This window comes from Aquiflexum sp. (assembly GCF_041751335.1).
Lineage (GTDB): Bacteria > Bacteroidota > Bacteroidia > Cytophagales > Cyclobacteriaceae > Aquiflexum.
Genome location: NZ_JBGSXS010000299.1, coordinates 1 through 21815, shown reverse-complemented (window position 1 = coordinate 21815; position 21815 = coordinate 1). Strand labels below are relative to the sequence as shown.

Here is a 21815-nt window from a genome sequence, read left to right as displayed (position 1 = left end):
GGCCCCGAATTCTGTCTTTGCCCTGGACTTTCCCCTTACGATGGGACGTACATGGGGCTCATGGATACTCACAATCCTGTCGTCCACCTGATGGCTTCTGCTTTCGAACATTCCGAGCTGTTGCCTGTACAGTGTCTGAATGATCCAATACTTCCTTTGGAGCTTATGGTCAAGGGGGAAGTCCTCAAAGCTGTCCAGCTGTTTTTCAATCGTTCTGAAGTTTCTCCTCAGGTATTGAAGCTGCGACTTTATCCCTTTTCGGATTGTCTTTTTTGATGGATTCTTATTCTGGGCAAGCTTCAGGTAGGCTTTGCGGGCATTTTTCCGGTAGGTTCTCGGTTTCTTTCCCTCCGGCTGCCTGTCGTGGAGCACATCTATGATCTCTTCTGTGATCTCACGGGCTTTGTTGAGCAGTCCGTGATCGGTGGGATAGGCGATGTCCTGGGGACAGACGGTCGCATCATAGATCACCTCTCCTTTGTTCCCGGGTTCTCCGTCTGGAGGAACATCATCACCTGTTTTCTTTCTTGGGTTCTTTTCCTCCTTTTTGACTGATCGTTCCATGGAAAACCCATGGATTTTTTCATTCATTTGCCCTACGAGTTCATGGCCAAGACGCTTTCTGATATCCACAAACAGGGACGGATCAAAGGGTGGCTCTTTGATATAGGAACTGTAGCCAAGAAAATACTGGAGATACATGTTTTCGGTAATCTGGGCGACCGTTTCTCGGTCATCCAGATTGAGGATGTGCTTGATGATCACCGCACCGATCAGTACACGTGGATTCAGTGCAGGCCTTCCTGTCTGTTTTGGGGGATTTCGTTTGTTGAATATGCTGACCAGGTCATCCCAGGGAATCTGTGCACTGAGCACGACCCATCGGTTGTTGGGATCAAGCTGGTTATAAAACGGGGTCTCAAACCCTGAGAATGAAAGCTGGTTCGGGCTCGAATATTCACTGCGTGGTGCACGCCTTTTGGTGGTCTTTGCCATAATACCTTGCACTTGTACTCCATGAAAATCAGAAAAAATCCCATCAATTCCGAACTATTACAAGGTTTTATACTTTGTCAGCAGACCCTAAATAATTTAATGACTGATAAATCAGTCAAAAAATAATTATAATTTGGTATGATATATCAATCATTAAGTCGTGTATTTGGGCTTAATGTATGAGTTTTAAGTCATGGATTACAATCAATTAAGTTATATCTCGATTTTGAAGCAGATTGGGGCTTTTGTAAAGCACCATCGCATGAATCAGCAAAAGTCTCAGGAGCAATTATCCATGGCTGAGGGCATTAGCCGATCTACGTTGAGTTTGCTGGAGCGAGGGGAGAAGGTTAATCTGATCACTTTGATTCAAGTGCTTCGAGTACTGGATCAGTTGGCTTGGCTAGCTGAGTTTGAGGTGACCAAGATCATCAGCCAGATCGAGTACATCAAGCTCCAAAAGAAATACGAGCGTCAGCGCATCCGTAATTCAGACATTGCTGCCGACATTCCCCCTTCCGAATGGTAGTTGCTGCTGAGATCTGGATTTGGGATCAGCTGGCCGGTGCCATACTTTGCTTTAGCATTCAGTAGGGGAAGTTTTAGTATTTAAGCCTACTTTATCGAAGCAAGTTTTGGCTCGATACAAGTGAAAAGCCGAAGTGATTAAGATAAATTCCTGATTGGTTGAAATCCCCTTTTCTTCCAAAAAACTTTAAAACTGAGATAGGTAGAAGAACATGGTTTGGGTGAATATGCATCGCAAAGAAAGGAGGGAAATGATCAATTTTCAAATATAATGTGCAATGATCAAGTAAACCCTTTTTATGTACTATATCACAATCAAAGGAAAACTCAATCCTCAGATTTATCAATTAAGGAAAATAGAAAGTCAAAAGCAGGAAAGGGAAAACCTTGAAATGGTGGGCAATTAGGATAAAATTTTTTCAGAGGAGTTGCAGGAAATTGCCAATAACTTTGTGGATGTTATGGAAAATAAAAGACTTTATAAGGTTGAAGGCTTGTCAGTAAAAGATGTGGCAGATATTATGGGGGTTCAAGCCTATTTGGTTTCACAAGCGATCAACAATTGTCTTGGGAAAAGTTTTTTCGATTTGGTGAACGGTTACAGGGTGGAGGAGGCAAAGAAATTGATGATGGATGAGAGCTTAAATCACCTTTAGATGATAGGAATAGGCTTTGAAGCAGGTTTTAATTCCAAAACTGCTTTCAACATAGCCTTTAAAAAACACGCAGGAATGACGCCGAGTGAATTTAAAAAGTCAAAACTCTATTTAAATTCCTGATATTGATTTAATAACAACATAGGTATTATTGATTGTCAAAAAGTTTTCAAATGAAATGTTTTAATAAAAAGAAGCTGCTCTGAATAGAACAGCCTCTTGAACTCAAACTTAAACTTCTTTCCTTTATGTTTTTTAAGTTATTTTACTCAGTCTCTGTCGGCACAGCCAGGATATATGGCCTTGGACTACCGCTTGAAGTCTTTTCCAATGTTTCACCATCGGAATCAAGGGCTTCATAGCTATAAACCTTACAACCTGTTGAATTGGACATTGTCACTTTGTGTGTCAATTCTGAAACAGTTTCCTCATTGATCCGGACATGAAATTCAGTGACTCCTCCCAAGCTGATTTCCGACATTTTTGAGGATACTAAATACTTGGCATCTTCACTGGTTTCCTTGATTTCAAAATCCAAATCCACTTCTTCATCGTTTTCATCAAGGTAAAATAGGTTCAGAGATTCCTCATCAAATCCCTCCTCTTCCAGGATATTATTTTCCTCCTCATCCATGAGGATGACCATAAAATCCGTTAAGGATTGGTCAATACAAGGGTCGTCATCTTCATTGTTACAGCTCAAAAGGCTAATAGAAAATAGGGCGCACAGTAACAATACTGCCATTTTGTTCATAGTAGGTTTCATTGATTTAGTTTTAAATGAATTATTGATTTTTCGAGCGCTCTTGTAAACCATACGGTTCCAATACAAGAAGTGCGACACTGACATTTCAAAAAATTGAAAAAAATCACCTAAGACACTGGGAATAAGTGGGAAAAAATAAAATTAATTTTACTTTAATGAGCAATTCCAATCTGACGACATCGAGAGATTACCTACCTCTGCAAAAGTTCAGCCTTTATCCTTTTGCAATCATCCAAATTAATGGGCTTTTCAAAAAACATTTTCACCCTTTTATAAAGACAACTTCTTTCTTTATCCGATTTATGAATGGAAGAAGTAGCCATTATCACTATGGCATTGGCAGGGATATTTAATTCATCCAGTTTATCCAGAATATCCCATCCATTAAAAACAGGCATATTGATATCCAAAATAATCAGTAGGGGAGTGTCGCTATTCGATAATTTGACTATAAAATCCAATCCCTCTTTCGGGTTTGAAAAAGTAAATATTTGATCGGCCAGATTGCTTTCTGAGACCATCAGTTCATGAAGAAATAAAATTCCAGGTTCATCATCGACGATGATGACTGGCATATTTATTACATCATTTTTCATGTTGTTCTTCTAGTTTTGTATTAAGTTCCCGTAAGATTTTATCCAAGTCCATTGAGGTAACTTCTATGTCCTCCATGATATCCTCCTTGCTTAATTTGACATTTCTGTAGTTTTCATAGTTTCTTAATGTACGGATCATCCCCAGTATTTTTGAAAGGGGTCCTCTGAATTTGTGCGATTGAGCCCAAGCTACATCCTCTAACAATTGATTATGCTTTTCGACTTTTTCCAAAGCCATGATAAGGCTTTGGTTTTTAAGCTCAAGGTCCTTTGTCTGTGATTTGATTTTTTCTTCAAGTTGAAGTTTCAATTTCTTATTTCTTATCAAGGTATTCACAAAAAAGCCAAGTATAAAAACGAGAATTATACTTAGTATTTTGAACCAGATCGTTTGGTAAAAAAACGCTTCTACTGAAAAATTGACCGATGCAATTTCAGAGCTTTCACCAAATTGCTCTGATTTAACCTGGAACTCATAATTACCGGGCGGTAAGCCTGAGAAATAGGCCACATTTCGATTATCATTATCAATCCATTCTCGCCCCAATTCCTTGATCCTGTAAAAATATTTAATGGCAAGGGGCTTGTCGAATTCTATATTTCCATATCTGATATTAAAAAAGGTCATCCCGGCAGGGATTTGGATTTCATTTTGAATATCAATTTCATTGTCCCCATAATTTATGGACTCAATGTAAGGAGTCGAAATTTTACTCCGTGATTTGATATTTTTTGGATCCACTATAACTGCCCCCTCCATACTTGGAAACACGATCTTTCCATTTGCCAATTTCCAGCCGGATGGATGAAACCCTCCGTTAAATTCATTGTTCAACAAACCGTCAGATTTATCGAATAGATTTGAAGCTACTTTATACGTGATATCGGTTGATTTTTTTAAGGCCATCAAGTGGCTGATAGCCATCGTTTGAATTCCATGGTTTCCCGATATCCAAAGCATGCCATCATCGTCCGGAATTATTCTATAGATGCTTTGAAATTGTAACCCATTTCTTTTTCCGAATATTTTAAGGTCACCGTTTACAAAAGCAATCAAACCATCCGGAGAACCAATCCAAAAATCTCCTTCGGAGTCCTCCCAAATGCAAGTCGCCATTTGAGAGGGTGCAATTGTATTTATGGGAAAATGGTTAACTTTTTCATCTTGGTCAATACTAAAAAATCCATTTCCAAAAGTTCCAAACCAAAGTGTTCCTTTAGAATCTTCCATTCCAAAGATAATCTCAGCATTGATAAGTTCGCTTTCAAGTTGGATGGTTTTCAATTCTTCAATGGGTGTGAATTTTTGAAGAATTCCATTTATTGTACCTATCCAGATATTTTCCTTAGAATCCCTCATTAGAGAATAAATCACTTCCTCTTTCAGTCCATCTTTTTTTCTGTAGATTTTTTCAACCTTTAAAGACGGTAAGTGTATTTTATTTAAGCCATTTCCCGTTCCCACAAAAATATAATCGCCTCTTTGTGCAATACTCAAAACAAGATCATGGCTTAAGCCATTCTTCATCGAAAAATTTTTCACGCCATCGGATGTGACCAGATTCAGACCACCGCCCGGGGTGCCGAGCCAAATCCCCCTTTCACTATCTTCGAAGGTAGCGAGAATCACACTATGACTTAATCCTGCTTTTTCATCAAGGATCTCCACATTTGCGTTGCCATATCTAGAAATACCTATTCCCAGACCACTGATCCAAATGGCATTTTGATTGTCTTCATAAATGTCCCAAATCTCATTCTGTGATGAGTTGATATTGGGAAAAGAAATCAACTGTTCATCAAGAATCTTATAAATCCCATAAGAACTTGTGCCAAACCAGATTCCACCATCTATGGGAGAAGGTTGAAGTGCAGTAATATTTTCGAATCCCGGTTCAGTTGGTAATTCAACCTTTTTCACATTTTCGTTTTCCAGGACGTATAATCCATGTAATCTAGTCCCGATGTAAATTTTCCCGTCGGTTGAAACAGCAATGGATCTGACATCTTTTTCGGATAACAGCTCATAGGAAGAGTATATGCCAGCACTAATATCAAAGGAATAAAAACCATTTATTCCTCCAATGAGGATTTTACCTTCGAAGGCAATCAGTTCCCGTATATATCCGATTTTCAACGTTTCAGGGGAATCGATTTTCTTGAAGTTTTGACCGTCGAATAAAATTAAATTACCGTTTTGTGTTCCTAAAAATATTTCGCCTGTAGAGTTTTCCGTAACTGCTGTAAATCTAAAAGTTCCCAGGTCTTCCGTGGTAAAAACCTTAAGATCGTTGAACTCGGCATAAACCAATGATATGGAATTAGCGGCATATATGCCTCCTTTTTTCGAAAGTGTTAAGTCGTTGAAAGTTGCAGTTTGGATATCGGGAGTATTCCTATGATCAAAATTCTTAAAAGTCCTACCATCAAAGCGTACAAGCCCTTCTTCTGTAGCCATCCAAATGAAACCGCTTTTGTCCTGTTTGGTCCTGAACACAGTGTTTACCGGAAGGCCATTCGAATTGTCCCAGTCTGTTCTTACAAAAACTGTTTCTTTTTTGGCCAAGTCCCATTTCTGGGAATAGGAGTTTTCGAAAACAAAAATAGAAAGAAGAAGTGCAATTGATAATATCCTTGCAAATAAGGAAAATCTAATTTTCATCTTGATTGAATTCCTTTTGATCTTTGATTTGGTGGTGATTGAATCAAAAATAGATTATATATGTAAGTTTTGGAATTTTATTTTCTAACAACCCTTATGGTTTCTTTTTTGAATCCATCTACGATTTCAATCAATAAAATGCCCTTAGGCAAATCCTTGATGATATCATCCAAAACTAATGTTTGTCTATTGGCTGACATTATTTTGATGGATCTACCCGTGACAGTGGATATTAATATCTGAACTTGATCATCCTGGCTGACGAGGAGGCCATGATACTTCAAAGAAAGTCGGTTTCCTTCAATTGGATTTGGGAATGCCATCCATTCAGATTCATTCAGTATCTTGTATTCCGGCACCAGAACAGAAATGACCTTGCTCATATAGACTTTTTGGTTGATATCCTCTGTCCTTATGCGATAGTAGACCCGGCCTCCGGAAGTAGGAAGGTCATTGTCCAAATACAGGTAATTGCCATAAGCTTCATTATACCCATAACCATTCACACTGCCCAAATCTTTAAAATTTGAGATGTCCCCGGTAGATCTTTCAATAATATATTGACAGGGATATTTTTCCAAAGTTGTGATCCATTCGATTTCTACACTCCTGGTATCCGGATTTAATTTGGCTTCAAACAAATCCCATTTTTGGGATAGGATAGATGACCATTCTACGAAATAATTTTCTGTTACTGTGCAGCCTATAGAATCAGTAACTGTAATTATATAATTTCCTGATGGGACGTTGGTGATGGTATAAGTACTACTTATTCCAGAGACAGAACCCGAATATCCCGCAGGGTCACTTTGCCAGGCAATGGTATATGGGGAATTCCCGCCGCTGACATCGACTTTTATTGAGCCGGTGCTTGCACCAACCCTGCTAGGGGTAATTTCCACTAGAATATTAAACACGGGAATAGTGACTGTTTTTGTTATAGACCTTACTGTACCGCTATTGTCCGTAACGGAAAGGGTTACTGGATAACTTCCCGGTTGGGGAAAGCTGAATGAGGGGTTTTTGGCTGTGGAAGTTCCATGTCCATTAAAATTCCAGTGATAAGTGTATGGAGGATATCCACCTACGGTAAGATCTTCAAATTGTACCAATGGATTGCAGTAGGTCGCAGTATAATTAAAATCAGGAAATAAGGGTACAGCAGCTACAAAGCCTGTTCCACTAAAATAACACTGTGAATTCCCATCGCTGACTCCAGAACATGGAGAGTTACTGTTGGTCGACCAGCGGACATAAACATTCCTGACTTCTACAACATCTCCCCAATTCCAGGTAAAATTATTCACAAATATAGGGGTGTTAAGGACTACCTGCTGTTGATTAAACAGGCAGGCATAACCTTGAGTGACCACAAGAACTCCATTGACATAAATATCATATGTAGTTTTTAAAGAATAAGCATTGGAAGAGCTTCCTGTAAACCTGATAAAAATCTGACCTGTTACAGGATCGCCGATTTCATAGTCATCATTCGGCGTGAAAGGATTTCCATTGGCATCGCGCAAAGTAAATCTCTCCACAACAATATTGTTTTGGGTGCAGCTTTGAGCAATTGCCTGATGGATTGGCAATATAAAATGTAATCCCAAAGCTATAAAGACAATCAGTTTGGTTTTCATTTTCTTAAAGTTTGTATTGCGCGAAAAATGGGGTGATTCTTCTTAGCAATGTTATATCTGGGTGATTATGATATAAATATAACATCAAAATCCACATAAAAAAGGGGGCTTAAATAAATCGAATGTCTAACAAAACATATTTAGTTTGATACTCGTGTCAAGCGACATTTACCTGTTTAAGTAATTCAAAATAGGGGCTTTGAGGAAGTTTTACCGCTTGTAAATTTTTTTTTTAAAAAAATATTAAGGATGAGGAAAAGAATGACTTTTAGAAATTTTGACCATTGATCTACAACTATCAGAATTTCATACGCAGCTTTGCTTCATCTATTTTTTGGCAGACAAATACCATTCAACGGCATTTTTTTCTTCTCTCTTGATAAAGCTGTCTTTTCCTTCATTGTACTTCATTCCGTGTTCCCATGTTTTTTGACTGAGATCGGCTTTTATTTTGGCATATTCGAGCCTCACTTCCTCATGTACTTTCAGGTATTCCCTGAAAGCAATATGTCTCAGCCACTCAGAACTATCATTTTCCACAACATGTACATTTGCAAGTCTACTTTTTTGTATAGCTTCATGCGGGATTTTTTCCTGATGGAGAAACACCTTTTCAAATGCTGCTGAGGACTCGCCATCTTTCAACCTAACAAACAACCTCCGGTTAGGAAGTCCTGCTTCAAAAGCTTTATAATAAATATACCTGTCGTTTTGGGCCAATTCATTGGTAACAAAATCAAACTGACTGCTTTCTTCTAACCCCACTAAAACATCAATTACATTTTTGGCAGCCAAACCCGGAACTGAGGTGCTGCCAATATGCTCAATACTGGGAGAGAGTTTACCTAGGATCTTCGACAGTTCTACTTTCAACCTTCCAAACTCCGTTACCCAGTTTTTATCATATGGTACAATGTCAATTTTCATATTAATTCAACCAATTTACGTTTTTTGGAAAACAAATGGGTGGATATTTTCAAAATTCCAGATTGGAAATGGAATAATGATTAAAATAATGATTTTAAAAATTTGTTATTTGTAGGGAGAAGAATCCCAATCAAACCAAAAAGATCAGACCTTATGGTGTTCAGGTCAATTTAATGTTAAGGCAAATTGGTTGAAAAAATCAGGAACAGGAAAATAACTTTAAATTTTAAAGCAAAAAAGTCCAAGTTCAGGTGAACTTGGACTTATTTATTGTTGACCGACCAGGGCTCGAACCTGGACTCTTCTGAACCAAAATCAGACGTGTTGCCAGTTACACCATCGGTCAATTTTGGATTGTTAGACTATTCCCTTTTTTTTAAGGTGCCACAAATGTAGGGGTACTTTCTTTTTTATGCAAGCCCGACTTGTAAGATTTTTGGCCAATCATTTTAATTGCTTTAAAGTCAGCCCCAAATATGGAAAATTATTTTCCTGTTAGCATATACATGATGGCAATAAAATGGAGTATGGTGCCTGCCAAAACAAATAAATGCCAAATTGTATGCGCAAATCTCATTTTTTGACGGACATAGAAAATGGTGCCTATAGTATAGCTGATTCCCCCTGCAGCAATCATTGTGAGGGAAGCCGCAGAAAGTGTTTCCAACAACGGTCTCACCAAAAATACACCCATCCAGCCCATGGATAAGTATAGAATCAATGAAGCTTTTGGAAACCTATGCGTATAAAATATTTTGAAAATCACCCCAAATGCAGTCAATCCCCAGATAATTCCAAAAAATACCCACCCAAATATACCTTGTACTCCAAGGAGTAGAAATGGGGTGTAAGTTCCTGCGATCAGAAAATATATCCCGATATGGTCGAAGGTTCTAAGCCATGATTTGATGGTCTCTTGTTGTGTAGCATGGTAAAGGGTAGAAAAGGTATATAGTAAGAGGATAGAGCCTCCAAAAAGGCTACAGCTGACGATGTGAAGCGTACCTCCATTCAGAACTGAAAATGTAACCAGCAAGGCGATAGCTATCACACTGAATAATATCCCGAATCCATGAGTGATACTATTGGCAAATTCTTCCTGAAGACTTTGTTTCCTTTCCATATTAGTGCTAAAATTATTAACTATAAATATAACTATAAAATTTTTTACCAAATAAAGCTAACGAAATCGATTGAATTTTAAATTTATGTTACTAAATGTCTGATTATTTTGCATTTATGGAAAATTTACTTTTGTTTTGTCCCATAATTAGAAAATTGAAGAAATCGAATTAAAACCAAAATTAATAATATCATGTCAGTAAAAATTTCTGAAAAAACAATTGTTTCGACTCTAGAGAAACTTGAAAAATTGAAATTAGATGAAAAGCTTCATGCAGAGCTTTCTTGGTGCTGGAACAGCTATGTAGCTGACAGCAATCCCAGTGGAGTAATTGAGAAAAGCAAAAAAGCTTTAGACCTTCTAAAAGCTAAAAGAGAAGAAAACAGCAAAGCTGTTGCCAAGAAATTGGTTGAAGATCTGGAAAAAATCGCTCTTAATTAATTTTCATCTTCGAATTTAAATAAAAAAGGCTTTCAAATTGAAAGCCTTTTTTATTTAGGATTTTTGAAGTGAATTATTCACCTACAACAACAAATTTCACCATGCTCTTCACTTCTCTGTGAAGATCAACTTCAGCTTCAAATTCCCCTGCACCTTGAACTGGCACATTGATGGAGATTTTCTTTCTGTCTATATCGATACCATTGGCAGCCAAGGCATCAGAAATCTGGAGTGTTGTTACTTTACCGAATATTTTACCGGAATCACCGATTTTTGCTTTGATTTCTAAAGTCATTGTAGAAAGCTTTTCAGCAATGTTTTCAGCCTCGGTTTTGATTTTTTCAGCTTTGTGAGCGGCTTGCTTGATATTTTCAGCAAGGATCTTTTTGTTCGATCCGGTAGCAAGCACCGCATAACCCTGTGGAATCAGGTAATTTCTACCATAACCTGGCTTGACATCCACCATGTCATTTTTATATCCAAGTCCTTTTATGTCTGTTTTAAGAATAATTTCCATCGTCGTACAATGTTAAATATGAATGAATTGAACAAGAACGGATTATTTCAAACCGTCAGTCACAAAAGGCAACAATGCCAAGTGTCTTGCCTTTTTGATGGCATTAGCCACTTTTCTTTGGTATTTGGCTGAGTTACCAGTCAATCTTCTAGGAAGAATTTTTCCTTGTTCGTTGACGAATTTCAAAAGGAAGTTAGGGTCTTTGTAATCAATATATTTGATCCCGTGCTTTTTGAATCTACAGTATTTTTTCCTGTTTTCTACTCGGTTGATTGGTTCGTTTCTGAGTGTCATTGTGCTGGCTCCTCCTTAGCTTCTGCTTTTTTGTTAAATTCACCTTTTCTTCTTCTTTCTCCATAAACAATCGCATGTTTATCAAGAACGGTAGTCAGGAATCGCATTACTTTTTCATCCCTTCTCAATTCAACTTCAAACTTTTTGATTAAAGTTGGTTCTGATAAGAATTCGACCAATACGTAAAAACCAGTACTTTTTTTGTCAATTGCATAAGCCATTTTCTTAAGGCCCCAATTTTCAACATTGATGATTTCTGCCCCCTCAGTTTTTAACAAGTTTATAAACTTGTCTACGGTATCCTTCATCTGAACATCAGACAAAACGGGAGTAAGGATGAATACCGTCTCATAATTTTTCTGGAACATAATTATTATTTTGCTTTGTTTTTATTAAACAGACCGCAAAAGTAGAAGAATATTCGTTTTTATCCAAATGGATGGAGAAAAGAAATGATGTAGGCGGATTGTTGAAATGGATTTTACTGGAAGAATTCAGTTTGAGTTTCCACTACTTCACCTCAAAGCTCTTGGTCCCAATCTGATAGCCATCTACGTAGATTCTGACTTCATAAATACCAGTGACATACTTACTTCCTTTTTCATAGAAATAGGTAAGTTCCTGCTGTGAATTGTCGAAAAGGATGTCTTGGTGTACTGTAAAGAATTCCTCCCTTCCATCTAAAGAGAATGTACCAGAACCTCTTGCCACATCAAAGATGGGCTGATTGTTGGGAGCAATTATTTGAACATATACATCCCTAGGGCCATGAATTGCTACTTTATTATCTGCCAGGTTAAAAGTGACTTTTAATCTTTCCAATTGTCTGTTTCGGAAACCATCTTCCCTTTCTCTACCTCTTGCATTGACAGCAGCAACGGTTATGTTTTCAGCTTTTAAGCGGGCAGCAATATTTACCTTCTCCTGCAGTTCCTGTTTTGTGATGTTCAATTGAACCACTTCATCTTGGATTTCAGCTTGGGTGGTTTTCAGGTTTTCATTTTCGGCAAACAATTGCTGATTCACTTCTCTAAGGCGGATAATTTCCTCATCTTTTTCCTGTAAGGTGGAAGTATAACTGGCAATTCTTCTGTTCAGGGCCGTAATTTCTTCTGCAGAACGCTTTCTATCCAGATTTCTTTCAGCTGTCAACTGATTTCTGATTTCTTCAAGACTAGCAATGTCCCCTCCCAATTTGTTGATCTCATTGATCCGAAGATCCAGTTGATAGGTCATTGAATCAATTCTTCTGTTGAGTTCATTGTTGTCTTCTGAAAGAATCAGAATTTCTTCGGACTTTCTGGTTTTGTCCAAATGATCTGTATAAAGTTTGATGCCACTGATAATGACAAGGATAATCAATACAATGATCAGAATGTTTTTTCCATTATCACTGCGTTTGACTTTTTGAGGATTGGTTTCCATAAATGTTTAAGTTGTAATTTTACCCAAAATAATAAATTTTATGACGAATAACCTTCTGAATGAGAATTATTGGACGACTAGATATTTAAATAAATCAACTGCTTGGGATACAGGTGAGGTGACATTTCCCATAAAGCAATATTTAGACCAATTAGATAACAAAGAAATAAATATACTCATCCCGGGTGCTGGGAACGGTTATGAGGTAATTTATGCATTTGAAAAAGGATTCAAAATCATTCATATTTTGGATATATCTTTCTTGCCCTTAAAGCAATTTGAAGAAGCTTGCCCTGATTTTCCAAAAGCACAGATTCATCACCAGAATTTTTTTGAACATATCGGGCAATACGACCTTATTCTTGAACAAACATTTTTCTGTTCTCTTCCTCCGATTCTAAGAAGTGATTATGTCAAAAAAATGATAGAATTGCTAAAGCCAAACGGTAAGTTGGTTGGTGTATTATTTGGTATTGACTTTCAAAAAGAAGGTCCACCTTTTGGAGGTCAAATGAAGGAATATAGAAAATTATTCAGTAAAGAATTTGAAATCGTGAAATTAGAACCTTGCATTAATAGCATTCCACCAAGAATGGGGACTGAATTGTTTTTCTCCCTAAGAAAAATTCAATAATGCAATATATACGCTCCTTTTGGATATTTTTTGTCAAAAATCAATATGCCGCATTCATAAAAATCTATACTTAAAATTACCAATGGATGCCTTTTGATTTCCTTCCAAGCAGCAGTCATCTCCCCCGACCAATGAATGTCAGCTACAGCAATAATACTATCTTCTTGAATGTAGGGAATGAGGCTCTCAAAATAATGCTTGGTAGCATTGAAGGAATGAGTAGCATCTATAAGCACAAAATCCACATTGTCAAATTCTTGTAGCTTTTTTGAAAGGGTTTTGTTGATATTTCCAAGGAGATATTGGGTATTATCTGGGATACCGCTTTCCTGTGCTTTTTTCCATAAGCTATCGGAACCTTCAAAAGTCAAGAGTTGACCTTTAGTTGTCTTTGAAAGATATCTTGTATTGATTCCGACACAAGTACCTAATTCCAGCACAGTTTTAGCGGGGGTACGCAAACAGAAATATTGGTATAGCTTTGAAAATTTTCGCGAACTCGTGCTGTATTTTGTGACAGAGGAAGTTTTTCTAAGATTGTCTTTAAGTTTTTTGGAACCTACCCCGAAATCTTCAATATATAGTATTTCAGGATCGGCTAAAAGTTCATTTCGAATTATTTCAAGGTCTGAATCACTATCGATAGAATCTTTGATAAAAATTAAAAGGCCATTATAAAGATCAAAAACCAAAGGTGATTGAATGGCATATCTGTCTTCTTTGACAAGCCAGTATTTCAGATAAGCAAAAAAAGGAAAAAGATATTTTCTCAATATCAATTGTCAAAAATATCCGCAATCAACTGGAACTCTGGAATTTTTACCTCGATTTGTTTTCCGTCAAACAGTTTTTCCATAAAGTAGGAACCTCTCATTTTTCCCAAACCGGATTTTAGGTTGCAGCCGGACACATATTCGTGATTGTTGCCAGGTTCAAGAATTGGTTGTTGCCCTACAACGCCATCTCCTTCAACTACTTTGGATGAATCACCTGCATCATAGATTTCCCATTTCCTACGCATCAATTGCATGGTATGGGGGCTTTTGTTCTCAATATTTACTTTGTAGGTGAATACAAAGTGGTGTTGGTGAGGGCTGGAGAATTCAGCTTGATAAGTAACTTCAACAGTCACTTTTATCCCTTCCGTGATGGCTGTTACCATTGTTTTATTAAGTTTGGGCTTTTAGAGCTTTAAAAGTAAAGCTTAATATTAAAATTCCAACTAGTTTCGCTATAAAATGAATGTTAAAATTGAGGAAGGATGGAAAAATGTCCTTAAAAGTGAATTTTCCAAACCCTATTTTACCGGATTGACTGAGTTCGTAAAAAAGGAATACCAAGAACAGGTTATCTACCCAAAAGGGAAAGAGATTTTCAATGCATTTTGGCATTGTCCTTTGGAGAAACTTAAGGTGGTGATTTTGGGACAGGACCCATACCATGGCCCAGGCCAAGCACATGGACTTTCGTTTTCCGTAAGAGAGGGGATACCTTTTCCACCTAGTTTATTGAATATATTCAAAGAAATCAACAGGGATTTGGATCAGTCCATCCCTTCGAATGGGGATTTGACAAGGTGGGCAGACCAAGGTGTTTTATTGCTCAATGCAACGCTTACAGTTAGGGCCCATCAAGCAGGATCCCACCAACAGAAAGGTTGGGAACAGTTTACAGACGCAGTTATCCAGCAGATTGCCAAGGAGAAGAAAAATGTGGTTTTTATGCTTTGGGGTGCCTATGCGCAGAAAAAAGCAGCATTTATTCCAGACAGCAATCACCTCAAACTCCAAGCCCCACATCCAAGTCCGCTTTCTGCACACAGGGGTTTTTTGGGTTGTGGCCATTTTTCAAAGGCAAATGAGTATTTGAGGAGTTGTGGGTTGGAGGAGATTAGGTGGTAGGGGTTTGATTTAAGATTTAAGATTTTAGATTTTAGATTTGAGATTTTAGATTTGGGAAACAAGAACCAAGAGTCAAGAGCCGAGATTAAAAATAGCGCAGTGACCTAAATTCAGCATTCAAAAAGATTAAAAGGAGTCTCCTTGTCACTTCGACCCCAATAACTATCGTGGAGAGAGATCTGGACACCTCAATACCGAAGCAAAAGATTTCTTCCGCCACGGCGGACTGGCTTCTACGTTACCAATGACACAAATCGGAGCATCAGTCATGCTGACTTAGGAAAGCCTGTCCCGTCCCTATAGCTATCGGGATTCGAGGGGTCTCATGGGGATCAGTAAATGATAGATATAAACATAAATAGGACCTCTGGAGATTCTTCGTACCTCAGAATGACGGCTGCCTAGGGGGTAACTTGATGTCATTCCTTTTCTGAACATTTTAATAATGTTGGGGACTCGGGATGAAGGGTAACCTGATGTCATTCCCTATTTTGAACATCTACAAAATGTTGTAAACTCGAAATGACAAGGAAAGGTTAAATGCCAGTAGCAATTGGTGTCAATATGACTAAGCGGATGACATAAATGTCCAAGAGCCATTAAATGACAAAGGTCGTCTTGGATCTTGTCTCCCCGATACTAGGGGCAGGCTTTGGCTCGTGTTTCTTGTTTCTTGTTTCTTGTTTCTTAACTTCTCGCTTCTTTCTTCTCGCTTCTAATATCTCGCTTCTATCACCAAACCCCTCTTACTTTCATCTGAAGCGTGTACACCGATCCCATGGCTGTGATAAATAGTGTTTTGCGTTCTGCACCGCCGAAGACAACATTGGAGGTCCAGTTCTCAGCAATTGGGATATGGGCTATTTGATCTCCTTTTGGATTAAAAACAGTAACTCCTTTTCCGGTTAAATAAACATTCCCTCTGTGGTCAATCGTCATCCCATCTGAACCCATTTCCACGAAAAGTTTTTTGTTGGTCAAATATCCATCTTCCTCGATATTGTAAACATAAGTTTTGTTATCACCAATATCTGCGACATAGAGCTTTTTTCCATCATATGTTCCTACGACTCCGTTTGGTTTGACGAGGGATTCGTCCACTCTGAAAAACTGGATTCTGTCTGCTGAAAGGAAATAGAGGTGTTCACCATCTTGCTGCATTTCAGGATCTCTATCCCAGTAACCTCTTTTGTACAATGGATCAGTGATGTACATGCCCCCATAAGGAGAAATCCATAGGTCGTTAGGCCCGTTTAGTTTTTTGCCCTGAAAGCTCTCGATCAAAACTTCGATATTTCCTTTTTCATCTATTGACACCACTTGATTTTCCAAATCAGCACAGGTGATCAGATTTTTATTCTTATCAAAGTACATCCCGTTGGACCTGCTTGATTCTTCCATGAAAACACTAACCTCGTTCCTTGTTGCAGACCATCTCACGATTTTGTTATTGGGTTGATCTGTAAAATAAACGTCTCCATTAAGATGTACAGCAGGACCTTCTGTAAATGAATAGCCATCGGCAACTTTAACCAGTTCAGCTTTTTTGGCAACAATTGATTTTTTGTCGACGATCTGTGCCTGAACAAATATTGGGATGATTACTGTAAGGAAACTAAGGAGAATTGATTTTTTCATTTTGTTAATTTATTTGGTTTACCGGGTTAGAAATTCTGCCCAAAGTGGGAAATGGTCTGATATCCTGTAAGAAAGTTGAGAGAGATTATAATTCCTATTTTTTAATACTTTATTTCTGAAATCCACAATACCACCTTTGGTGTATTTGAGACATATGTTGTCCTCAAACCATGAAATCTGATCATAGAATGAATAGGTTTTTTTGAAGATGGTTCTGTCGATTTCCTGTAGGTCATCAGGCACATACAGACCGGAAGAGACAAATGCTTCATAAGTAGGATCTCCATTTTTCACAATATTAAAATCTCCTAAAGTTACTAAACTATGACGCCATGAGTTAAGATCCTTGGCCCATTTGAAAATCCAATCTGCTATGGCCTGAATTTCAGCCACACGATCAGGTGATTTTTTTCCAAAAAGTACATGAAGCGTCAATAATACAAATGTGTTTCCAGCTACCTGAAAACTAACACCATATGGTGTTCTTGCAAATTGCCGCTGAAGTGCATCAGGTCGGATAGCCCTATTTTTTTCCAAAACATCGTCAGGAATGACAATTTCACAGGCAAGTCCGGAAAGCTTTACTTTTCTGTTGTCAAAAATAAATGCCAACCTTTCATCATTGCCCTTGGATCCGGCTGTGACATCAGTCATCAGAAAGCTCCAATCTGACCCCAATAACTTCATGGTCTCACGGAGTGCTTTGATATTGCCCCTTACTTCCTGTATGGCTATGATGTCAAATTTTTTGATGATTTCCACGATGCACAAAAGTGAATGTCCGTCTCTCACGGGGGATTTTGTTGTTTCCCACTCCATGGTCAACCCACCAAAAATCCGGATATTCCAAGTACATATCAGCACATTCCTGTCCAGTTTTTTTGCAGGAATAAGTTCATTCAGAAATTCCCTGAATTCTTTGATTTCATTTTCAATTTCTTTGGGTGGGGATTTGAGGTTAAATTCCATATTAGGGTCGAAAAGAGTTGGGAAAATGGTTTGAAAACAATAAAGGCTTCTTATTTTTGATGAGACCCAATTTAATCCTTTATGAGCAATATGCAGAACAAATCGAAAACCTTTTTGGATAGATTTTTAGATTTTATTGAAAAGGCAGGAAACAAGCTGCCTGATCCTGCGATTCTGTTTTTGATGCTGATGTTAATCACATGGGTTTTGTCGGCAATGCTTTCACCTATAGATTTTGGGGCAGTGGATCCAAGGACAGGTGGCGAATTGAGGGTGCAGAATCTCCTTACCGGTCAACAGTTTGCTTCCTTTCTAGCCAATATGACCGGAGTATTTATCAACTTTCCGCCGTTGGGAGTGGTGCTTTTGGCTATGTTGGGAGTAGGAGTTGCCGAACATTCAGGATTTATCAATGCGGGGTTAAAGTTTTTGTTGGGAGTTACGCCTAAGATGTTGCTTACTCCGATTTTGGTATTGGTGGCCATTGTCAGTCATACCGCTGCCGATGCGGGATATGTATTGGTCATTCCTTTGGGAGGTGTGATTTTTTATGCAGCAGGTCGGCATCCGTTGGCGGGAATTGCTGCAGCTTTTGCAGGAGTGTCCGGTGGGTTTAGTGCCAATTTTATTCCTTCAAGCATAGATCCTTTGATACAGAGTTTTACCCAGTCCGCTGCCCAGATATTGGATACAGATATTTCTCTTAATCCACTAAATAATATATATTTTACAGGTCTTTCCAGTTTGGTGGTGATCAGTGTTGTCTGGTATCTGACTGACAGGGTCATCGAACCAAGGCTGAACAAGAATGTGGCAGTGGATGAAAACATGGATGATATCCCCAAGATGGAGACATTGAATTCCAGAGAAAAGAAAGCCTTTTGGATTGCATTTATGACCATGATGGTCAGTTTTATTGCTTTGTTTGTATGGGCTTTTCCTCAGGATTCAGCTTTAAGGGATTCAGTGGGGGAAATCACCTCAAGGGATGCGCCTTTGATGAAGTCCATTGTTCCATTGATTTTTATCCTTTTTTGGATTCCAGGATTGGTTTATGGATTTGCCTCAGGTACCTACAAAAGCATGAAAGATATGATCGCTTCCATGAGCAAGGCCATGGGCAGTATGGCTTACTATATCGTGATGGCATTTTTCTGTGCCTTATTTATTGATGCCTTTGCGAAATCCAATATCGGTGCCTTGACCGCATTGAAAGGCGCAAATTTCCTTCAGGCACTTGATTTACCTGCTCAAATCACCATTATTGGAATCGTACTATTGACGGCATTTGTTAACCTTTTGGTAGGTTCGGCTTCTGCTAAGTGGGCTTTGATCAGTCCGATTTTTGTACCTATGCTGATGCAATTGGGAATATCTCCTGATTTGACCCAAGCGGCATATAGGGTAGGGGACTCCGTATCCAATATCATCACACCTTTATTGCCGTATTTCCCTTTGATTGTTGTTTTCTGTCAGCGCTATGTGAAGTCCACTGGAATAGGGACTTTGGTTTCGATGATGATTCCTTATTCGATTGCCTTATTGGTGATCTGGACTTCGTTTTTATTGCTTTATTGGACTTTGGGAATTCCTTTGGGATTGCAGAGTACTTATGAGTATTTGATGGTTAAGGGGTCTTAAATCAGAAAGTCTAATTTGAAACATAAACCGTATCCATAGAATATTTTTTGTTGTTTTCAGGGAGTGACATTATCTTCATTTTTCTTGCATTTCCTCTCTTACTTTTTTGCCCCGAGAAAATCGGGACAAGCTTTGACCAAAAAAGTAACAATCCCGATAGCTATCGGGACAAGACAATGGAAACCTATCCACGCGCTAGGCCAGTGCCGGCCCGGTCCATTGTCTTCCTGCCCTATAACCCACAGAATATAGCAAGGTGTCTAAACAAGGTTTTTCCTCTGCACACTATCCCATAGAAATATGGGGTGATGTCGAAATGACGTTTTTTTACTAGCAGCCCCGAAGTGGGCTGAACTTTGAGTAGCCCCGGGTAAGGTGCTTGTAATACCTTTCGGTTTCTCCTAACCCACATGCACCGCAACCCGGGGGTCATGAAAGCGATCGATCAGGAAATTTCGGGACGGAGAAGTTTCATTTGGAACAGGGACCTTGATCCCGAAATGGAGGGTAAGTTTATTGAGGAGAAAATTAGTCAAAGCTACTTTCAGGGAGTGACATACTCTTCATTTTCATTTCCTATAAATACCTCAAAAAAGCCTCAGGATTATTGAGGAAGTTTTTCAAAATAGTAAAATGTTCTGTTTCTTCATAGCTGACTTTTTCTACCGTTTCCGAAAACTGAAAAATGGTAGCATTCGGCAAGGTCATCAAAATAGGGGAGTGGGTGGCGATTATAAACTGGCAGCCATTGTTCTCAGCCAGGTTTTTGATCAAAGAAAAAAGTGCCAATTGTCGCTGTGGAGAAAGGGCAGCTTCAGGTTCATCGATCAGGTAAATTCCCTCAGGCTGTAACCTGCCTTGCAATACCTTCAAAAAACCTTCACCATGGGATACTTGAGTCAAGTCACCATATTTTCTAAGCAATGCCTCCTTTTGTCCATGAACTGCACCGACTGCTAATTTCAATCCGGTTCCACTCAGCCTTTTTTCAAAATCCACAATATCTCCTTTGAGTTCAGGATCCAGATTTTTCAGACGTTTGACAAAACCGAAATAATCCTCTGCCCTAAAAAAGAAACCCCTATAAGCTTTGCTAGTCCATCTGGTTTTAATGCTTTCTCCAAATTCCTTGATTTCATTCAGTGTATCATCTGACTCCAAATCACTGCTTCCGATAGCAGGGAGATTTAACTTGATGGCCAAGGCTTTCAGCAAGGTAGATTTCCCAGAACCGTTTTCTCCTACAAAGACCGTGATTGGCGATTCGAATTTCATCCCTTGAAGGTTTTTGAAGGCAGGAAGCCCATAGGGGAAATTGCTTGACTTTTCATGGTCTGATGGAATGGAAATTTGATGAAGGAAATACATTTTTTTTAGACGTTAGACTAAAGACGTGAGATATGAGACTGGCTTGAACTAGCCTTAGGAATATGATCTTAAATGTGAATTTGTCTTATCCAAAGAGTTTTGGTTTGAGATTTAGCAAATAAGAAGTACTTGGTACTTTGTACAATATGTCCGCCTCTGTGAATATTTTACTTCTACCTTCTGCCTTTCCCAAAGAGATTCATCACTTCGCATAGGGTTCGTTATAAATATTAAGGGAAGAGTAGCTACGTTCTGAATGACGAGGCTATTATTACTTCTAATTCTTAAATTGGTATTTGTATCCTCTGAAATTCCACCAACTGAAACTACCAACTGAAAACGGTGACTGCCTACTGAAAACTGCAACTGCCTACTGAACCTGAACTATCAACACTGAATCTGACACAAAACCAACTGCTACTGCCAAACTGCGACTGCCTACTGATAACTGCCTACTGATCACTGCCAACTGAACACTGAAAACTGCCTACTGCCTTTCCATAACCACCACTAATTTCTCCAATTTGTCAGAATAGGCCATACGGCTGATGTTTTTGTAGCCTGGGAAATTAATCTCACCTGCTTTCCGCCAATTGGTCTCATTGGCTTTTTTGACATACAGATCATCGTCTTTCCCCATCAAGATCAGGTTTTTATTCAGCCAGATAAAATCTTCGGACCCGGTAATGGTGTAGCCAAATTCTAATTGTTCTCTTTTTTCAAGGTCAAAGCCCATGATGGCAAATGCTTTTTCTCCTGCGATTTCCTTAAAATCATTTTTATCCACATAGGTGATGACCCTGGATTTTGGTCTTTTTTTGACAGACCTGCCGACATTTTCACCGATAGTATGCAATTCAGATTTGCTGTAAGGGTAGACCAAGGTATTGGGCTGACCGAGCACGAACATGGCGGCTTTGTTATCATACCAATCATAATACCCAATCGGTTCGATATCATCATACAATAATTCAGGTTCTCCAAAATTGGTAGGGTAGAGCCAAAGTCTTTGTTTTCCGTCTTCTTCTACAGTTACTGCGGAGACATATAGACCACAATCTGTGAGGGAAGGAGAGAATTCATTCAGGTCAGC

The 21815-nt window shown here is 38.6% G+C and carries 24 protein-coding genes and 1 tRNA gene; 6 read left to right on the top strand and 19 right to left on the bottom strand.

The features are described 5' to 3' along the window. Positions 1-876: transposase (locus ACEW8U_RS16815; protein ID WP_373523215.1), on the bottom strand; the 876-nt coding region annotated here is incomplete at its 3' end. Between the two features lie 313 nt (positions 877-1189). Here ACEW8U_RS16815 and ACEW8U_RS16810 point away from each other — a divergent pair. Next, entirely contained in the window at positions 1190-1525 is a 336-nt protein-coding gene (locus tag ACEW8U_RS16810; RefSeq protein ID WP_373523214.1) for a helix-turn-helix domain-containing protein, read from the top strand. 51 nt (positions 1526-1576) lie between these two features. On the opposite strand, the gene ACEW8U_RS16805 is transcribed toward ACEW8U_RS16810, so the two are convergent. Next, positions 1577-1705: an ElyC/SanA/YdcF family protein gene (locus tag ACEW8U_RS16805; RefSeq protein ID WP_373523213.1), complete on the bottom strand. Its 129-nt coding sequence runs from the start codon at positions 1703-1705 to the stop codon at positions 1577-1579. A gap of 280 nt (positions 1706-1985) precedes the next feature. On the opposite strand from ACEW8U_RS16805, the gene ACEW8U_RS16800 reads away from it, so the two are divergent. Continuing rightward, positions 1986-2180 carry a hypothetical protein gene (locus ACEW8U_RS16800; RefSeq protein WP_373523212.1) on the top strand — a complete coding sequence of 65 codons (195 nt, stop codon included), beginning with the start codon at positions 1986-1988 and terminating at the stop codon, positions 2178-2180. Between the two features lie 265 nt (positions 2181-2445). Here ACEW8U_RS16800 and ACEW8U_RS16795 read toward each other — a convergent pair whose 3' ends face one another. The 7 genes from ACEW8U_RS16795 to ACEW8U_RS16765 form a co-directional block, all read right to left on the bottom strand. Then, positions 2446-2946: a hypothetical protein gene (locus tag ACEW8U_RS16795; protein ID WP_373523211.1), complete on the bottom strand. Its 501-nt coding sequence runs from the start codon at positions 2944-2946 to the stop codon at positions 2446-2448. A 191-nt stretch (positions 2947-3137) separates the two neighbouring features. Further along, a complete protein-coding gene (locus ACEW8U_RS16790; protein WP_373523210.1) occupies positions 3138-3542 on the bottom strand; it encodes a two-component system response regulator in 405 nt (134 codons plus the stop codon). Then, positions 3532-6204, bottom strand: coding sequence for a two-component regulator propeller domain-containing protein (locus ACEW8U_RS16785; protein ID WP_373523209.1), 2673 nt, complete (start codon positions 6202-6204; stop codon positions 3532-3534). The genes ACEW8U_RS16790 and ACEW8U_RS16785 overlap by 11 nt, the downstream gene beginning before the upstream one ends. 77 nt (positions 6205-6281) lie before the next feature. Beyond that, positions 6282-7844 carry a PKD domain-containing protein gene (locus ACEW8U_RS16780; RefSeq protein WP_373523208.1) on the bottom strand — a complete coding sequence of 521 codons (1563 nt, stop codon included), beginning with the start codon at positions 7842-7844 and terminating at the stop codon, positions 6282-6284. A 327-nt stretch (positions 7845-8171) separates the two neighbouring features. Then, a complete protein-coding gene (locus tag ACEW8U_RS16775) occupies positions 8172-8771 on the bottom strand; it encodes a GrpB family protein (protein WP_373523207.1) in 600 nt (199 codons plus the stop codon). Positions 8772-9044: 273 nt separating this feature from the next. Beyond that, positions 9045-9117, bottom strand: a tRNA-Gln gene (locus ACEW8U_RS16770). Positions 9118-9255: 138 nt separating this feature from the next. Further along, entirely contained in the window at positions 9256-9894 is a 639-nt protein-coding gene (locus tag ACEW8U_RS16765) for a hemolysin III family protein (RefSeq protein ID WP_373523206.1), read from the bottom strand. Between the two features lie 192 nt (positions 9895-10086). On the opposite strand from ACEW8U_RS16765, the gene ACEW8U_RS16760 reads away from it, so the two are divergent. Continuing rightward, positions 10087-10335 carry a hypothetical protein gene (locus ACEW8U_RS16760; RefSeq protein WP_373523205.1) on the top strand — a complete coding sequence of 83 codons (249 nt, stop codon included), beginning with the start codon at positions 10087-10089 and terminating at the stop codon, positions 10333-10335. Positions 10336-10408: 73 nt separating this feature from the next. Here ACEW8U_RS16760 and rplI read toward each other — a convergent pair whose 3' ends face one another. The 4 genes from rplI to ACEW8U_RS16740 all read right to left on the bottom strand — a co-directional run bounded on the left by rplI (position 10409) and on the right by ACEW8U_RS16740 (position 12571). Next, positions 10409-10852, bottom strand: a complete 444-nt coding sequence (rplI, locus tag ACEW8U_RS16755) for a 50S ribosomal protein L9 (RefSeq protein ID WP_373523204.1) — start codon at positions 10850-10852, stop codon at positions 10409-10411. 42 nt (positions 10853-10894) lie between these two features. Beyond that, positions 10895-11146, bottom strand: a complete 252-nt coding sequence (gene rpsR / locus ACEW8U_RS16750; protein WP_009035688.1) for a 30S ribosomal protein S18 — start codon at positions 11144-11146, stop codon at positions 10895-10897. Further along, entirely contained in the window at positions 11143-11514 is a 372-nt protein-coding gene (rpsF, locus tag ACEW8U_RS16745) for a 30S ribosomal protein S6 (RefSeq protein ID WP_373523203.1), read from the bottom strand. Before rpsF ends, rpsR begins: the two co-directional genes overlap by 4 nt. 142 nt (positions 11515-11656) lie before the next feature. Beyond that, positions 11657-12571, bottom strand: a complete 915-nt coding sequence (locus ACEW8U_RS16740; protein WP_373523202.1) for a hypothetical protein — start codon at positions 12569-12571, stop codon at positions 11657-11659. Between the two features lie 40 nt (positions 12572-12611). Between ACEW8U_RS16740 and ACEW8U_RS16735 the strand changes: the two genes are divergently transcribed. Next, positions 12612-13205 (top strand): SAM-dependent methyltransferase, encoded by a 594-nt coding sequence (locus tag ACEW8U_RS16735; protein WP_373523201.1) that lies wholly within the window; start codon positions 12612-12614, stop codon positions 13203-13205. Here the strand turns inward: ACEW8U_RS16735 and ACEW8U_RS16730 are convergent. Both ACEW8U_RS16730 and apaG read right to left on the bottom strand, forming a co-directional pair. Continuing rightward, the gene (locus ACEW8U_RS16730; RefSeq protein ID WP_373523200.1) at positions 13199-13978 is read right to left on the bottom strand and encodes an O-methyltransferase; all 780 of its coding nucleotides are present in this window, start codon (positions 13976-13978) and stop codon (positions 13199-13201) included. The genes ACEW8U_RS16735 and ACEW8U_RS16730 overlap by 7 nt on opposite strands. A gap of 2 nt (positions 13979-13980) precedes the next feature. Beyond that, a complete protein-coding gene (apaG, locus tag ACEW8U_RS16725) occupies positions 13981-14367 on the bottom strand; it encodes a Co2+/Mg2+ efflux protein ApaG (RefSeq protein ID WP_373523199.1) in 387 nt (128 codons plus the stop codon). A 76-nt stretch (positions 14368-14443) separates the two neighbouring features. Here apaG and ung point away from each other — a divergent pair, with 76 nt between their 5' ends. After that, positions 14444-15106, top strand: coding sequence for a uracil-DNA glycosylase (gene ung, locus ACEW8U_RS16720; protein WP_373523198.1), 663 nt, complete (start codon positions 14444-14446; stop codon positions 15104-15106). A 732-nt stretch (positions 15107-15838) separates the two neighbouring features. Here ung and ACEW8U_RS16715 read toward each other — a convergent pair. Both ACEW8U_RS16715 and ACEW8U_RS16710 read right to left on the bottom strand, forming a co-directional pair. Then, positions 15839-16744 carry an SMP-30/gluconolactonase/LRE family protein gene (locus ACEW8U_RS16715; protein WP_373523197.1) on the bottom strand — a complete coding sequence of 302 codons (906 nt, stop codon included), beginning with the start codon at positions 16742-16744 and terminating at the stop codon, positions 15839-15841. An 18-nt stretch (positions 16745-16762) separates the two neighbouring features. After that, positions 16763-17713 (bottom strand): endonuclease/exonuclease/phosphatase family protein, encoded by a 951-nt coding sequence (locus ACEW8U_RS16710; RefSeq protein WP_373523196.1) that lies wholly within the window; start codon positions 17711-17713, stop codon positions 16763-16765. An 81-nt stretch (positions 17714-17794) separates the two neighbouring features. On the opposite strand from ACEW8U_RS16710, the gene ACEW8U_RS16705 reads away from it, so the two are divergent. After that, a complete protein-coding gene (locus ACEW8U_RS16705) occupies positions 17795-19354 on the top strand; it encodes an AbgT family transporter (RefSeq protein WP_373523195.1) in 1560 nt (519 codons plus the stop codon). Positions 19355-19930: 576 nt separating this feature from the next. Here ACEW8U_RS16705 and ACEW8U_RS16700 read toward each other — a convergent pair. Further along, positions 19931-20722 carry an AAA family ATPase gene (locus tag ACEW8U_RS16700; RefSeq protein ID WP_373523194.1) on the bottom strand — a complete coding sequence of 264 codons (792 nt, stop codon included), beginning with the start codon at positions 20720-20722 and terminating at the stop codon, positions 19931-19933. A gap of 487 nt (positions 20723-21209) precedes the next feature. Continuing rightward, positions 21210-21815 (bottom strand): hypothetical protein (locus tag ACEW8U_RS16695; RefSeq protein WP_373523193.1); only part of this gene is annotated, 606 nt, incomplete at its 5' end.